The organism is Phyllobacterium sp. CL33Tsu, from assembly GCF_900113985.1.
GTDB classification, from domain to species: Bacteria; Pseudomonadota; Alphaproteobacteria; order Rhizobiales; family Rhizobiaceae; genus Phyllobacterium; species Phyllobacterium pellucidum.
Genome location: NZ_FORJ01000002.1, coordinates 66,401 through 81,335, shown reverse-complemented (window position 1 = coordinate 81,335; position 14,935 = coordinate 66,401). Strand labels below are relative to the sequence as shown.

Sequence of the window (14,935 nt, the reverse complement as noted above, 5' to 3'; positions counted from 1 at the left end):
AATGATAAGTCAGCGCGCACCAGCATGATGCCCGCCGACCCTTAACGCAAGCCGGTAATGAAGCGGGACTAGAAGCCCCGCGCCGGAGCCTCCACCGCGGGTTTGCGCTTGCGCCCGAATGAACGGAGCGCCACGTAGAACACCGGCGTCAGGAACAACCCGAAGAACGTAACGCCCAGCATGCCCGAGAACACGGCCGTTCCCAGCGACTGGCGCATTTCCGCGCCGGGGCCGGTTGCGATCATCAGCGGAACCACGCCGAAGATGAATGCAAATGCGGTCATCAGGATCGGGCGCAGGCGCAAACGGCTTGCCTCGATTGCGGCTTCGACGGGTGTCGCGCCGTCGTCCTGGTGTTGTCGCGCAAACTCGACGATCAGAATCGCGTTCTTCGCGGCAAGGCCGATCAACACTACAAGCCCGATCTGGGTCAGGATATTGTTGTCCATGCCACGCAGGTGCACGCCGATCAGCGCGGCGAGCACAGCGAGCGGGACGATCAGGATGATGGCAAGGGGGAGGATCCAGCTTTCATACTGGGCGGAAAGCGCCAGGAAGACGAAAATGACCGACAGGGCGAAGATGTAGATCGCCGTATTGCCGGTGCTGCGCTCCTGGAATGCGAGTTCTGTCCAGTTGAACGTCGTTCCCACCGGCAGCGTCTGCGCCGCCAGTTGCTCCATCTTGTCGAGTGCATCACCAGTCGAAATGCCCGGCGCCGGATTGCCCTGCAATGGCACCGAAACATACATGTTGTAGCGCTGCACCAGCGAGGGTCCGGTCGTGTCCCTGATCTCGATCAGCGTTCCGAGCGGCACCAATGCTCCCGTCGCCGAGCGAACCTTCAGCGCCAGAATGTCGGCCCGGTCCATGCGATATTGCTGATCCGCCTGCGCGCGCACTTGATAAACGCGGCCGAATGCATTGAAATCGTTGACATAAGAGGTGCCGAGGTTGATCGACAGCGTCTCGAAGATGTTGGGGATCGGTACGTTCAATGCCCGCGCCTTGTCGCGGTCGATCTCGAGGAAATATTGCGGGCTCGACGCCGAGAAGGTCGTGAAGACCCCGGTGAGTCCCGGCGTCTTGTTGGCTTCACCCATCATCTGATAGGCAAGAGGCAGGATGCGGCGCATGTCCGGATTGTCGCGGTCGAGAATCTGCATCTTGAAGCCGCCGGAATTGCCGATGCCGCGGATCGATGGCGGCGGCACGGCGATGATGAAGGCCTCCTGGATGCTCTGCATCTTGGTGAAGAGCTGGCCGATGATCGCCTGCGCCGTCTCGCCCTTTGGCAGTCGCTCCTCGAAGGAATTGAACGGCGCGAACACCACGCCTGCATTCGACGCATTGGTAAAGGTGGCGCCGCTGAAGCCAGCAAACGCCACGGCATGGCTTACACCGGGAACGCTGCGGACGATGTCCGAGGCACGCCTGATCACCGCATCGGTGCGCTCCAGCGACGCGCCATCGGGCAATTGGACGACGACGATGGCATAGCCCTGGTCCATTGTTGGAATGAAGCCGCGCGGTACGATATTGGCCATGTACCATGTCCCGGCGAGGAGACCCACGAAGACGAGCAGCGAGGCCAGAAGGCCGACAGCTGAGCCGACAAGATGGCGAATGATCCACGAATAGCCGTGTGCCATTCGGTCGAAGCCGGTGTTAAAGCCGTTGGCGAGGAAGCGGCCGGCGCGCGCAAGCGGGTTTCTCGATTGCGAATGCCCGTGCGGGCGCAAGACGATTGCCGCAAGGGCCGGGGAGAGCGTCAATGAATTCAGCGCCGAGATCGCGGTGGCGACGGCGATGGTGATTGCAAATTGCAGATAGAACTGGCCGGAAATGCCGGGGATGAAGGCAGTCGGCACGAACACGGCAATGAGTACGAGCGAGATGGCGACGACCGCCGTTCCGACCTCATCCATGGTGACGTGGGCCGCTTGCTTCGGCGTCATGCCGGACGAAAGATTGCGCTCGACGTTTTCGACGACGACGATCGCGTCATCGACGACGATGCCGATGGCGAGGACGAGGCCGAACAGTGTCAACATGTTCAGCGAGAAGCCGAAGGCAAGGAGTATGGCGAGCGTTCCGATCAACGACACCGGAATGGCGACGATGGGAATAATGGCGGTGCGCCAGGACTGCAGGAATACGAGCACGACGAGAGCCACCAGAATGACGGCCTCGATGATGGTCTTGTAGACCTCGTTGATCGATTCGGAGATGAACTCGGTCGGGTTGTAGACAATGTTGTAGGTCAGTCCGTCCGGGAAATCCTTGGCGAGTTCCTTCATCGTCTCCTGAATGGTTTCGGAGGTTGCCAAGGCATTGGTGCCGGGCCGGCTGAAAATGCCGAGCGCCACGGCGGGACTACCGTCGAGGTAACTGTTGGTCACATAGTCCTTGGCGCCGAGCTCGATGCGCGCCACATCCTGCAACTGGACGAGGCGGCCGGTATCTGAAGCCTTGACAATGACATAGCGGAATTGCCTCGCGTCGCTGAAACGCCCTTCCGTCGTGACGGTGTACTGGAATGCACTGTTGCCCGACGTCGGCGGCCCGCCGATCGAACCGCCCGAAACCTGCACGTTCTGATCGCGCAGCGACTGGACGACGTCGCTCGCCGTCATGCCGTAGGCAGCAAGCTTCTGCGGGTCGAGCCAGATGCGCAGCGAATATTCGCGTTCGCCGAAGATGGTCAGATCGCCAACGCCGTCGAGCCGCAGGAGGACGTCGCGGATACGGGTGCGTGCATAGTTGGACGCATAGAGCTGGTCGTAGCGGTTGTTCGGCGAAAGAACGTGGATGACCATCATCAGGTCGGGCGAGCTTTTCGTCGTGGTCACGCCGAGACGCCGCACCTCCTCGGGCAGGCGCGGTTCGGCGATGGAAACGCGGTTCTGGACCAGGACCTGCGCCTGGTCGAGGTCGGTGCCGAGCTTGAAGGTAATCGTCAGCGCCATTGACCCGTCTGCGGTCGAATAGGAGGACATGTAGAGCATGTTCTCGACGCCGTTGACTTCCTGCTCGATTGGCGTCGCCACCGTGTCGGCAATGGTTTGCGCATCCGCGCCGGGATAGGAGGTGCGCACCACGATCGTCGGCGGCGCGATTTCCGGATATTGGGCGACGGGAAGCTGCGTGTAGGCAATGCCGCCCACGATCAACAGCACGATCGACAGGACGGATGCAAAGATCGGCCTGTCGACAAAGAAATGCGCGAATCTCATTGGCCGACCCCCGTCGCCTTGGCTTCGGGTGGCAGCGTAATGAGTTCCGGCTTGACCTTGACGCCCGGACGGATGCGCATCAATCCATTGACGACGATGGTCTCGTCGCCGGTCAGACCCTCGCGAATGATGCGATAGCCATATTGCTTGGGCCCAAGCCGCACCGGCTTCGGCGTAACCGTGCCGTCTTCGCTTACTGTGTAGACGATGCGCTCGTTCTGGTCCGCGCCAACTGCATCATCAGGGACGAGGATGCCCTTGTAGGTGTTCGAGGCTGAGACTTCGACGCGCCCGAACAGGCCGGGCTGCAAGACAAAATCCGGATTGGCGAAACGGGCTCGCACCCGCATCGTGCCTGTCTGGGCATCGAGCCGGTTTTCGGAGAAGTCGAGCTTGCCCTTGACCGGTGGTTCCTTCGAGTCCGTCAGCCGAACGGTAACATCCAGCCCGCCACCGCCTTCCTGAAGGTCGCTGCCCCGCTCGCGCGCCGAACGGGCATAGGAAAGCAGATTGCGCTCATCGACGTCGAAATAGAAGTCGATGGGATCGAGCGAGACGATCGTCGTCAGGATCGTGTCATTGGCATTGACGAGGTTGCCAACGGAAATCAGCCTTCGATCGATGCGTCCGTCCTGCGGCGCGGTGATTTCGGTGTACATCATGTCGAGCTTCGCCTGGGCGACCGCGGCTTCCGCGCCACGCACGCTCGCCTGGCCGGCGAGATAGGCGCGGCGCTGGTCGTCGAGCGTCGATACCGACAGGGTGCCGCTGCCGGTCAGCGATTCAGTGCGCTTGTATTGGGCTTCGGCGTAGGTAAGGGTGGTCTTTGCGACCTCGAGCGCCGCCTGCGCCTGATCGAGAGCAGTCTGGAACGGTCTCTGGTCGATCGTGAACAGCGGATCGCCCTTCTTGACGAGCGCACCGTCCTTGAAATGGACCGTATCGAGATAGCCCGACACACGCGAGCGCACAGCAACCTGATCGACGGCGTCGAACCGGCCGATGAATTCGTCAGCGTCGATCACATCGCGAACAATGGGTTTTGCAACCGATACCGGTGGTGGAGGCGGGGCGGCAGCCTCCTGCGCCAAAGCTGAAGTTGCGGTCATAATAGCGGCTGCAAGGCCGAGCTTAACGGCGGAAATGAACGTTCGTGACAAGGGCAGGCCTCCAAGACAATCGGACACCGAACGGCCACGCGGGATGAATTCCAGGACAAATCAACCGGATGGAGCGGCTGACACTGCAAATCATCGGACGATCGGGTCTAGTTACGCAAAGTCAGAATTCAACGCTCAGGCGGAGTAATTCAACCAGATGCGCTCGTGCGCCCAGCCGGGCGACGCGGAGACAACCTGTCTCAAAACCCCACGAATCCAGACTTGCATAGTTCGAATTGGTTGTCACCTTGCAATCGCGACTGGTATTTAAAGGTTAAACGCCTTGCAAAACGGGCATTTTTCTCGAGGCAGCAACCGGGCTGCGCCATTGATTTTTGCCCGCAAGGCAAGTAAAGGGAGCGACCAGTCGGTGAGGGTGCAATCTCTTTCGCAACTTTGTGCCACATTCTGTGCTAGAATTCGTGTCGCAAATCGAGAGTTGCACTGGAATTAGGCAATAAAATCAACGTGGATGGTGAGTAAAGCTCTTCGTCCGCACCGGAAGCCGCAAGGGCAGGCAGTTTTCTCCCGCAATTTAGGCCAACGAGCCGGCAACGGCGGGACAAATGTTAAAAAAGTGAAGGTTTGGACATGCAGGTTACTGAAACGCTCAATCAAGGGCTGAAGCGCGAGATCAAGGTCGTCGTTCCGGCCAAGGATCTGGAAGCAAAGCTTTCCGAACGCCTCAAGGGCGCCAGCGCCAAGGCGCGCATCAATGGCTTCCGCCCTGGCAAAGTGCCGATGACCCATCTGCGCAAGATGTACGGCAAGTCGTTCATGGCTGAAGTCGTCAACGAGATTTTGAGCGATTCCTCACGGTCCATTCTTGCCGACCGCAATGAAAAGTCCGCTACCCAGCCGGAAGTCGTCATGACCGAGGACGAGAAGGAAGCGGAAAAGGTTCTGAGCGGCGAAGCCGATTTCGAATTCTCGCTCAACTACGAAGTTCTTCCTGCCATCGAGATCAAGGACGCGTCGAATATCAGCGTAACCCGCGAAGTCGTCGATGTCAGCGATGAGGAAGTCGAAGAGCAGGTTAAGCGCGTTGCCAGTTCCGCCCAGACCTTCGAGACGAAGAAGGGCAAGGCCGAGAGCGGCGATCGCGTGACGATGGACTACCTCGGCAAAGTCGATGGCGTTCCGTTTGATGGCGGCGCCGACACCGACGCGACGCTCGTCCTCGGTTCCGGCCAGTTCATCCCCGGCTTCGAGGATCAGCTCATCGGCGTCAAGGCTGGCGACGAGAAGCAGATCAACGTGACGTTCCCGGCTGAATATGGTGCTGCGCACCTTGCCGGCAAGGACGCAACCTTCGACGTCACAGTCAAGGAAGTCGCCAAGCCGGGCGAACTCGAAATCAACGACGAGACTGCAAAGAAGCTCGGCATCGAAAGCGCCGACCGCCTGCGCCAGGTCATCCGCGAACAGATCGAGAGCCAGTACGGCACGTTTACGCGCCAGAAGGTCAAGCGCCAGATTCTCGACGCGCTCGACGGTGAATACAAGTTCGAATCGCCGGAACGCCTGATCGACGCCGAGTTCAACAACATCTGGGCGCAGATCGGTCACGACCTCCAGGAAGCCGGCAAGACCTTCGAAGATGAAGATACGACGGAAGAAGAAGCGCGCGAAGAATATCGCAAGCTTGCCGAACGCCGCGTTCGTCTCGGCCTCGTCCTTTCCGAAATCGGCAACAAGGCCGGCATCGAGGTAACGGAAGAAGAGCTGCAACGCGCCGTCTACGATCAGGTTCGCCGCTATCCGGGCCAGGAGCAGCAGATTTATGAATTCTTCCGTAAGACGCCGGAAGCAGTAAACAATCTGCGCGCGCCGATCTTCGAGGAGAAGGTGGTCGACCATCTCCTTTCGAACATCAAGGTCACCGACAAGAAGGTGACGAAGGAAGAGCTGATGGCCGACGATGAGGCGGATGCCAAGTCGGAAGAGACCAAGAAGCCTGCGAAGAAGGCCGCGCCGAAGAAGGCCGCCAAGAAGAAGACTGACGACGAGGCATAAGCCTCACTATCGATCCGGAAAGGGCGGCGTCAGCCGCCCTTTTCATTTGCGGTACCGAGAAGCGTATCGCCGCCATGCGCCAGGACCACCGCAGCCCGGATCAGGTCGGCATTGTCCTCGGCTTCCTTGCCTTCGGGAAGGAGCTTGCCATCCTCGAGGCCAATGCGTCCATCATAGCCGCGCGCAATTGCCAGGTTGAACATCGGCCAGACACTCGCTTCATCGCCGTGCAGCAGAATGGGAAGCTCGAATTTCGCCTGTTCCAGCACTGATATGATCCCAGTTGCCACCGCCATTGCCTCATCAAAGTCCTGTTCATTGACTTCAATGAGCACTCTCAGGCACTTCTTGGCGTCAGGAAGGGAAATGAAGCGCTCGGCGTCGCTCACCGACCATAGGCCGGCTTCGACGCCGATGCCCTTATCCCAGACGAGCGCCATGATCTCGGCAGCATCCTCTTCGATCAGATTGACCGATACATAGTCGGGAAGCTCCTGCCATTGCGCGATCGGTGCATGGCGCGCCTTGCCGCCGGGTGGGATGCGCCAATGTGTCGAAACGCCGATCGGTACCTCCGGAACGCTTTCACGTATGGCGCGGATCGCGGCGCTGATATCAGAGGCGACAAGGCTTTCGTTACCATCCAGATCCCGCGGATGTATGTGAAGCTCGCCGGCGCCTGCCGCCACGACAAGCGCGGCGTCGCGGGCAAGCTCGTCTGCCGTAAAGGGAACGGCAGCGTGAAAATCGCGGTTACGACCGCCGTTGAGGCAGGCTTGCAGCATGTGTCAGCTCCCATCTTGCCAAGGCGGCTGATCTTAGCAAACCTGCTAACAGCCATCTGTCAGCAATAACGGTTGGAGCGGCGCATGGTTGCGGCGGGCCGGCTGCCGCTGGCCCACCAATGAAAACGATCAGGACTTCACAGGTATCCAGATCTCGAGCCCGCCATTTCCGGTTCTCGGATCGAATTGCGGCCCATAACGCTCGAAATTGGGAGCATCGGCGACCTCATGGCCAGACTCCGGAAGATAGTTGCCCCAGATGGTCATGAAGGTGCTTCGGATCGTCGAGATATGATCCTGATGCGTGAAAACGAGGTACTTCTGGGACGGAATACGGAGGCGGCTGAATGTGTCGGGAATTTCGGAGAAATCCCTGACCTCGACGCCGGCGATGTAATCGAAGTTGTTCTCATCGTCGCTATTGCAGCAAACGCCGTAGGCAATGTCGCCGACCTGACCTGCAATATGCCCGATATGCGGTGCAAAGCGCTGCCATTGAGACGGGATCGCCTTGCTGCTCTCGCAATTGTAGCGCGCGCCCAATCCTGCGACGAGAAGAGGCTTGCCGGCAACGACACGCGGTACTTCCAGATTTACGACCAATGTTTCGTCCATTTTGATAGCCTCCACCAGGGGGATGTTGTCGACATGGCCTTGCGCACGAACCTGTTCCGGCGTCACGCCGAACTGATCGCGGAAGGCGCGGGTGAATGCTTCATGGGAATTGTAACCGGCCCCGAGCGCAACGCAGAGAATATCGGGAGCACCCTCGCTGAGAAGCCGGGCGGCCGAGCTGAGGCGGCGGCCCCGGATGTAGCCGCTGACCGAACAGCCAGTCACAGCCGCAAAGGCACGTGACATGTAAAGCGCGACAGGCCCGCCGAAGCGGCGATGTCGTCGAGGGTTATACCCCCGGAAAAATGCCCTTCGATGTACCAGATCGCTTTTTCGACCGTGTTCATTCAAATCTCCATGCAAGCACGATACCTGAATAGGACTTTTCAGAATGGTTCATTTGATCGGGTTTGCTGTCGAACAGGATATTGCCCGGAGATTCTCAGAAAAGTTGCAATCCCTTGAGACTGGCATGGCTGTTCTTGCCGACGATAATGTGGTCGTGGACGACAATGCCCATCTGCGCGCCGATATTGGCGATGGTCCGTGTCATCTCGATGTCCGCCTTGGAAGGCGTCGGGTCTCCGGACGGATGGTTGTGGACCAGAATGATCGCGCTTGCGGAAAGGTGCAGAGCCCGTGCGATCACTTCCCGCGGGTAAACAGGTGTGTGGTCGACAGTGCCGACCTGCTGTACCTCATCGGCAATCAACGCGTTTTTCTTGTCGAGGAACAGGATGCGCAACTGCTCGCGGGGTTCGTGGGCCATCGCGGCGATACAATATTCGATGACCTTGTTCCACGATGTCAGCAACGCCTTCTCTCGAATATCGCTGCGGATAACACGATGCGAAAGCGCGGATACCAGCTTGAGGTCGAAAGTGACGGCAGGGCCGCAGCCCTTTACTTCGCGCAGCAGGTGCTCAGGCGCGCCCAGGACTTCCGCCAGTGAACCAAAACGGGCAATGAGCGCCTTGGCAAGCGGCTTGGTGTCGCCCTGTCGTATCGAGCGGTAGAGCAGCATCTCAAGCATTTCATAGTCGGCGAAACCATCGTGGCCGACCTTCTCGAAGCGCTCCTTCATGCGATCGCGATGACCGACATAATGCGGCGTGTCATTGCCCGACGGCTTCGGCTGAGCGTTGTGGGAAGCACCGTAGCGCTCAACGAGTGGTTGTTTAGGGGTGGATTTTGCGGAGGGTTCGTTGAGGAAGAAAGTCGGTTCCGGCTTTTCTTCGCTCATTGCCGATCCTATCCGAGGTTCAGTCCGGGCGCGAACAGGCCGGCCGGCGATAGAGTGAATATCTCGCAGCCCGTGCTGGTGACGCCGACGGTGTGTTCGTATTGCGCGGTGAGCGAGCGGTCACGTGTCACCGCCGTCCATCCGTCTGCAAGCACCTTCACATGCGGTCGGCCGAGATTGATCATCGGTTCGATCGTGAAGATCATTCCCTCGCGCAGTTCAATACCTTCATTTGGCGTGCCGTAGTGAAGGATGTTGGGTGCGTCGTGGAAGAGCTGGCCAACACCGTGGCCACAGAAGTCGCGCACGACCGAGCAACGCTCGGCTTCGGCATAGCTCTGGATGGCAGCGCCAATGGCCCCGGTGCGCACGCCCGGCCGAACGGCGGCAATGCCGCGCATCAGGCTTTCAAGCGTGACTTCCATCAGGCGTTCAGCAGCGCGCTTGATTTGCCCGACGGGATACATGCGGCTTGAATCGCCGTGCCAGCCATCGAGGATATAGGTGACGTCGATATTGACGATATCGCCTTCGCGCAACGGCTTCTCATCGGGGATGCCATGGCAAACCACGTGGTTGATCGACGTGCAGCTCGATTTGGTGTAGCCGCGATAGTTGAGCGTCGCGGGCAGGGCCCCGTGGTCGGCGCCGAACTCGAACACGAACCGGTCGATCGTATTGGTCGTGACGCCCGGGGCCACGATCGATGCGAGCTCATCGAGGCAGCGGGCGGTCAGCTGGCAAGCCTTGCGCATCGCCTCGAACCCTTCCGGGCCGTGCAGCCGGATCTGGCCGGTATTCTTAAGAGGCGCGTTCTGTGCGTCGAGATAGGTGACCATAGTTAAGTCCGGTTGGCATCAATCGATAATTGGCATCGTGCTTATTGCAGCAATGCCCGTGGGCGTGATGTGGCATTTTACAGCGTATGCTTCAACCCCGCGCTTCATTGCCCGATCAAAAGCCATAGCGTAGACCGGGTCAAGATCGCCGCAGATCCTCAGTCGTTCGCAATCCCCGCGCTGGACGACATAAAGCATTACGCCGCGAAAACCATTTTCAACCATGTTTCCGAGCTCGTCCAGATGTTTTGCGCCGCGCGCCGTTGGCGAATCGGGGAATTCGGCAAGGCCGGCTTTTCGGGAGAAATGGACGTTCTTGACCTCGACGTAGGCCGGCTGACGATCGGGGCCGCGCAAAAGGATATCGATACGCGAGTTCGCGCCATATTTCTGCTCGCGCCTCAGCTCGGCATAGCCCGAGAGCGAGGGTATCATCCCGGCAAGGATTGCATCCTCCGCGATCCGGTTGGGCAAGCCGGTGTTGATGCCGACCATCGTGCCGCCAACCTCGACCATCTGCAGCGTGTGCGGATATTTGCGTTTCGCGCCGTCGGTGAGCGAGAGCCAGACCGGAATGCCGGGATCGGTGAGACCAAGCATCGACCCGGTATTGGGGACCGAACTCGTGATCGCAGCGCCGCCGTCGTCGAGAATGATATCGGCGAGAAAGCGCTTGTAGCGCTGGACCAGCCTGCCGGTAACGAGGGGTGAAGCGAAATTCATGATTTGGGTTTAGCCGAAGCGCAAAAAGACGGCAATCAGCGTGGACGGTCCTGTGACAACCGATGCCGCATAAAAAAACCTGCCTCTAAGGGCAGGTTAGTTTGCTCTGGGGTGGGAGAATCGGGTCCGAGTGGAGGTAAACCGAACCCTACTGCCAGCAAATGAGTCCCGGCAGTAAGCAGATGATAGGTCAGCCGCCGATATCGGTCTCATAACTTTGTCTAACAGTGCGTGATAAAGCTTGAAAATGCCGGGGTGTTCGAACCGCTTTCGCTGACCCATTCTATGTATGGGGACGAAACAAACAGGAGAGAACATGATGAACTTCAAGTTTTTCTTACCCGTCGCAGCCGTCGCCGCGCTCACTTTGGCCGCATGCGACAACAAGCCGAAAGAGGGTGAAACCAGCGCGCCTGCCACGACATCCGAGCCGGCTACACCGGCTCCAGCGCCAGCGACACCTGCACCCGAGCCAGCAAAGCCTGCGCCATCCAACTGAGTCGTGTAAACGCCAAATCGTGCGGCCAGCTCGCGCAGGGCTGGCCGTTTGCACGGGATACGCGCCACAAAAGCAAATGAGCTTTGCGCTTTAAGGTTCTGATTTTCCAGGAAGAAAACCTGGTACGCCCAAGGGGAATCGAACCCCTGTTTCCGCCGTGAAAGGGCGGCGTCCTAGACCGCTAGACGATGGGCGCCCCGCAGGTAAGCGGCTTATAGTGAAACAGTTTTTGCGCCGCAACCCCATTGAGCATTCTTTTTTCAAAAAAAATGAAGATTGTTCAACTTGCGCGTTAGCCGACACAGGACAGCGTGTAAGGACGAGGCGGTTTTCGCGGTGCGGCTAGCCACGGCCACGCGAGCAGCGCCAGTTCCAGTCGCGGGTCGGTCCGATGTCCACATGGACCGATTCGGTGTGACAATAAGTTCCAACGCCGCCACGGCCCGGCATAGAGCGGGCAAAATTGGCCAGAACCCACTTGGAAACGCCGGGCACCTGAATATCGGCGGCGGCGCATGACATGTGGAGCGAGGCCTTGGCGCCATTCACCAGGCGGTTGTAGGGCGGGCTGCGATAGCCGGAGGTGACGATTACCGCTTTGCCGAAGCGGCGCTCGATCGACTTGAGGAAGCCGACGAGCTGCGGCTTGAGACATGCGACCTGCACATTCTCGCGCTGCACCTTCAAGCCGTTCGGGGCGAGACGCGCGAGGCCGGCAGCGGAAGCGAGGATCACCTGTGCCGGCGCAGCCTCGACGTCATCGTCTTCGTAAAGGCTGTCGCGCTGCATGATCTGAATGCCGGCATTCGGGCGAACGCCGGGCAAGGACGACAGGTGCTCGGTCTTGCCTTCGAATGATTCGGCCGAGGGAAGCGCGGCCGATGCGGTCTGGACCGGAGGCTCGGCCGAGCGAAGCTGCGGTTGGGATCTTGGCTGGATGATTGCAACCTGGCGGCTCGCCGCTGGCCTGTTCTGGCTGTTGCCGAAAAGGCGAAGGAGGAGACCGCTGTCCTTGTTCGGGGCGGTGGCAGCCGCCGCCTTGGTCTCGGCAGGCTTAACGTCTGCGCTGGCTGCAGCCTCGTCGGGCTTCGCCGTCTCGGTGATGGCCGGTGCTTCCGCGGCTTCGGCAGGCTTCGGCGCAGCCTTTTGCGGCGCCGGTGCGCCTTCACCGCGCATGCTGTTGCCGAAGAGCGAAGTCTTGGCCGGAGCTGCCGCTGCTGCGGCGCTGGCGACATCTACGGTGCCTTCCGGCCTTGCCGGCGCGCTCGAACCGAAGAGCGATGTTTTCTGCTGCGGAGCCGCTTCGGCCGGTGCGGCGGCCGCTGCCTGCTGTTCTGTCGACGCGACTGCCGCAGCAGCCTTGGCGTCGGCTGGCTTCGTTGCATCCTTCACGGCTTGCAGGGCATTGGCTTCGGTGCTGCCGGCGAGCGCAAGCGCTTCGGGCGATACTGTCGCCGTGCCGGTGGAGGGCATACCGTGTTCTGAGGTGGACTTGGCTTCGGCAGTTTGTGTCGACTCGGCAGCGCTGGTCAGTGCGGAGGTCACGCTGGGGCTGGTGCCAGTGGTGCAGGAGGTTGCTGCGAATGCGGAGAGCGCAACGACGCATGCGACGGTACTTGCCCGCAAGGCAGAAACTGAGGCTGGCAGTATTTTCAACGATTCCCCCGTCTCGTCTTTCGCGATTTCCGTGGATCGTGGAGACCGCTTTTATAAGAGCAGAAAGCTCGCGAAGTTTTGTCTAAGTGCAAAAACACCGGCGTAGAGTCGCCAGAGTTAAAGACTTTTAGGTATCTGCACAAGTCGTCCAGTATAGATAGAATGAGGCGAAAACGTGATTGGCCGCTTTTTTGCCATTGTCTTCACCTGTGCTTTCGCGGGTGCCGCCGGTTCGAATCAACTCTTTCCTACACCCTGACGCGAACATAGGTTCCTGGTGCTTCGGCCAGAATCTCAACGTTTTGTTCGCCGGGTTTGCGTGCGGAAACGCGTTCTGGAGCCTGTGATTCGATCCATTTTTCCCAGTGGTTCCACCAGGAACCCGGGTGCTCCCGGGTTTTGGCGACCCAGTCATCAAAATTGCCGATGGGAGCGCCGCCGGTCCAATATTGATATTTGTTCCTGGCCGGCGGATTGACGACGCCGGCAATATGGCCCGAACCCGCGAGGACATAGGTGACATCCCCGCCAAAAAACTTGCATCCGGTAAATACCGAGAGGGCGGGAGCGATGTGGTCTTCCTTGGCCGCAAGGTTGTAGATCGGAATCTTGACATCGGCGAGGGAGAGATTTTCGCCGGCGAGTTGCATCATGCCGCGCACCAAATTGTTGTCGAGATAGCAATTGCGCAGATAGTAGGAATGGTTGGCTGCGCTCATCCGCGTCGCGTCGGCGTTCCAATAGAGAAGGTCAAAGGGCAAGGGATCGCGGCCGCGCATGTAGTTGTTGACGACATAGGGCCAGATAAGGTCGCCGGAGCGCAGCATGTTGAAGGCCGTCGCCATGCGCGTGCCTTCAAGGTAACCCTCGGCGGACATCGCCTTTTCCAATGCACTGATCTGGTCTTCATCGACGAAGACCTTCAGATCGCCGGCGTGGGTGAAATCCACCTGTGTGGTGAAGAGCGTCGCGCTCTTGATGCGGTCCTCGCCCTCTCTGGCAAAAAGCGCAAGCGCCGCACTCAGCAGCGTACCGCCGACGCAATAGCCGATGGCATTGACACCTTTTTCGCCCGTGGCTTTTTCGATGGTGTCGAGGCCAAAGCGCAGCCCTTCATTGATATAGGCCGTCCAGTCCTTGTGGGCATGCCGTTCGTCTGGATTGACCCAGGAGATGACGAAGACCGTGTGTCCCCGATCAACTGCCCATTTGATGAATGATTTTTCCGGGTTGAGATCGAGAATGTAAAATTTGTTGATCCAGGGCGGGCAGATGAGAAGTGGGCGCTTGAGCACCTTTTCCGTCGTCGGCTCGTACTGGATGATCTCGGCGACTTCGCTGCGCGCGATGACCTTGCCCGGCGTGGTGGCTACATTTTCGCCAAGCGAGAATTTTGTCGTGTCGGATTGGCGGAGCCTGAGGTCACCGCCGCCGGCGGCGATATCTTCTGCAAGCATCTTCATGCCGCGGACAAGGTTTTCCGCGTTGCTGGCGACTGTTTCCTTATAGAGCTCGGGATTAGTCATGAGGAAATTGCTCGGCGAGGCCGCGGTCGTAATCTGCTTGACGTAGAAGGAGGCTTTATGACGCGTATGCTCGTCTAGCCCTTCGGTGTTTTCGACGAGCTCGGCCGCCCAGCGGGCCGTGACGAGATAAGCCTGCTTGAGAAAATCGAAAAAGGCATACTTGCCCCAATCCTCGTCGGCAAAGCGTTTGTCGCCTTTGTCGGGCGTGACGACATCCTCCACGTCTTCGCCGCTCATGCGGCGAATGGAGTTCGACCAGATCGCCATATAGCTGGTGAACAGCCTTGTCTGGGCCTCGAGGGCACGCGCCGGTTCGGCGAGCCAATATTCGGAAACCTTGGAGAGTGTCTTGACGACATCGGTCACAGGGTCGGCAAGCGTATCGCGCTTCAGGCCCTTTTCGCGCGGCTCAACCCAGGCGGATGCGGCCTTGCCGGCCTGCTCGATCATGTGGGCGACATTGCGGGCAAACGCCTCTGGATCCTTGATGACATAATTATCAAGGTTCGGCGCTTTGCCTGTCTTGTCCCCTTGATTGTCCATGCAGGCACTTCCTCCCATGTCGCACAATATTGACATCATATCATAAATTGGTGCTATCCCTCTAACGTGCAATTGTTATCGTCATTATGAATTC

The 14,935-nt window shown here is 59.1% G+C and carries 10 protein-coding genes, 1 tRNA gene and 1 pseudogene; 2 read left to right on the top strand and 10 right to left on the bottom strand.

Annotated elements, in window-relative coordinates; genetic code table 11:
* Positions 1-68: 68 nt before the first annotated feature.
* Together BM074_RS10015 and BM074_RS10010 are read right to left on the bottom strand one after the other, a co-directional pair.
* Positions 69-3,236 carry an efflux RND transporter permease subunit gene (locus BM074_RS10015; RefSeq protein WP_091921707.1) on the bottom strand — a complete coding sequence of 1,056 codons (3,168 nt, stop codon included), beginning with the start codon at positions 3,234-3,236 and terminating at the stop codon, positions 69-71.
* Positions 3,233-4,345 carry an efflux RND transporter periplasmic adaptor subunit gene (locus BM074_RS10010; protein WP_051614995.1) on the bottom strand — a complete coding sequence of 371 codons (1,113 nt, stop codon included), beginning with the start codon at positions 4,343-4,345 and terminating at the stop codon, positions 3,233-3,235. Before BM074_RS10010 ends, BM074_RS10015 begins: the two co-directional genes overlap by 4 nt.
* A gap of 642 nt (positions 4,346-4,987) precedes the next feature.
* Between BM074_RS10010 and tig the strand changes: the two genes are divergently transcribed.
* Positions 4,988-6,412, top strand: a complete 1,425-nt coding sequence (gene tig, locus BM074_RS10005; protein ID WP_091921705.1) for a trigger factor — start codon at positions 4,988-4,990, stop codon at positions 6,410-6,412.
* A 29-nt stretch (positions 6,413-6,441) separates the two neighbouring features.
* Here the strand turns inward: tig and BM074_RS10000 are convergent, their stop codons facing one another.
* The 5 genes and pseudogenes from BM074_RS10000 to sfsA all read right to left on the bottom strand — a co-directional run bounded on the left by BM074_RS10000 (position 6,442) and on the right by sfsA (position 10,617).
* Positions 6,442-7,197 carry a 3-keto-5-aminohexanoate cleavage protein gene (locus tag BM074_RS10000; RefSeq protein ID WP_091921703.1) on the bottom strand — a complete coding sequence of 252 codons (756 nt, stop codon included), beginning with the start codon at positions 7,195-7,197 and terminating at the stop codon, positions 6,442-6,444.
* A 129-nt stretch (positions 7,198-7,326) separates the two neighbouring features.
* Positions 7,327-8,159, bottom strand: a pseudogene (locus BM074_RS09995) (AraC family transcriptional regulator).
* A gap of 95 nt (positions 8,160-8,254) precedes the next feature.
* The gene (gene radC, locus BM074_RS09990; protein ID WP_091921702.1) at positions 8,255-9,055 is read right to left on the bottom strand and encodes a RadC family protein; all 801 of its coding nucleotides are present in this window, start codon (positions 9,053-9,055) and stop codon (positions 8,255-8,257) included.
* An 8-nt stretch (positions 9,056-9,063) separates the two neighbouring features.
* A complete protein-coding gene (map, locus tag BM074_RS09985) occupies positions 9,064-9,894 on the bottom strand; it encodes a type I methionyl aminopeptidase (protein ID WP_091921701.1) in 831 nt (276 codons plus the stop codon).
* 18 nt (positions 9,895-9,912) lie between these two features.
* Positions 9,913-10,617 carry a DNA/RNA nuclease SfsA gene (gene sfsA, locus BM074_RS09980; protein WP_091921699.1) on the bottom strand — a complete coding sequence of 235 codons (705 nt, stop codon included), beginning with the start codon at positions 10,615-10,617 and terminating at the stop codon, positions 9,913-9,915.
* A 319-nt stretch (positions 10,618-10,936) separates the two neighbouring features.
* Here sfsA and BM074_RS09975 point away from each other — a divergent pair, with 319 nt between their 5' ends.
* The gene (locus BM074_RS09975; protein WP_051614993.1) at positions 10,937-11,116 is read left to right on the top strand and encodes a hypothetical protein; all 180 of its coding nucleotides are present in this window, start codon (positions 10,937-10,939) and stop codon (positions 11,114-11,116) included.
* Positions 11,117-11,236: 120 nt separating this feature from the next.
* Here BM074_RS09975 and BM074_RS09970 read toward each other — a convergent pair.
* From BM074_RS09970 to phaC, 3 genes are all read right to left on the bottom strand, one after another.
* Positions 11,237-11,312: transfer RNA gene (locus BM074_RS09970), tRNA-Glu, on the bottom strand.
* A gap of 146 nt (positions 11,313-11,458) precedes the next feature.
* A complete protein-coding gene (locus BM074_RS09965) occupies positions 11,459-12,772 on the bottom strand; it encodes a YcbK family protein (RefSeq protein ID WP_244532802.1) in 1,314 nt (437 codons plus the stop codon).
* Positions 12,773-13,020: 248 nt separating this feature from the next.
* Positions 13,021-14,841, bottom strand: a complete 1,821-nt coding sequence (gene phaC / locus BM074_RS09955) for a PHA/PHB synthase family protein (protein WP_091921693.1) — start codon at positions 14,839-14,841, stop codon at positions 13,021-13,023.
* Between the last annotated feature and the right edge of the window lie 94 nt (positions 14,842-14,935).

Excerpts from the sequence above, each read along its gene's own strand:
- tig (WP_091921705.1), top strand. The coding sequence starts at position 4,988 with ATGCAGGTTACTGAAACGCTCAATCAAGGGCTGAAGCGCGAGATCAAG.
- BM074_RS10010 (WP_051614995.1), bottom strand. The coding sequence starts at position 4,345 with ATGACCGCAACTTCAGCTTTGGCGCAGGAGGCTGCCGCCCCGCCTCCA.
- BM074_RS10015 (WP_091921707.1), bottom strand. The coding sequence starts at position 3,236 with ATGAGATTCGCGCATTTCTTTGTCGACAGGCCGATCTTTGCATCCGTC.
- sfsA (WP_091921699.1), bottom strand. The coding sequence starts at position 10,617 with ATGAATTTCGCTTCACCCCTCGTTACCGGCAGGCTGGTCCAGCGCTAC.
- map (WP_091921701.1), bottom strand. The coding sequence starts at position 9,894 with ATGGTCACCTATCTCGACGCACAGAACGCGCCTCTTAAGAATACCGGC.
- BM074_RS10000 (WP_091921703.1), bottom strand. The coding sequence starts at position 7,197 with ATGCTGCAAGCCTGCCTCAACGGCGGTCGTAACCGCGATTTTCACGCT.
- BM074_RS09975 (WP_051614993.1), top strand. The coding sequence starts at position 10,937 with ATGAACTTCAAGTTTTTCTTACCCGTCGCAGCCGTCGCCGCGCTCACT.
- phaC (WP_091921693.1), bottom strand. The coding sequence starts at position 14,841 with ATGGACAATCAAGGGGACAAGACAGGCAAAGCGCCGAACCTTGATAAT.
- radC (WP_091921702.1), bottom strand. The coding sequence starts at position 9,055 with ATGAGCGAAGAAAAGCCGGAACCGACTTTCTTCCTCAACGAACCCTCC.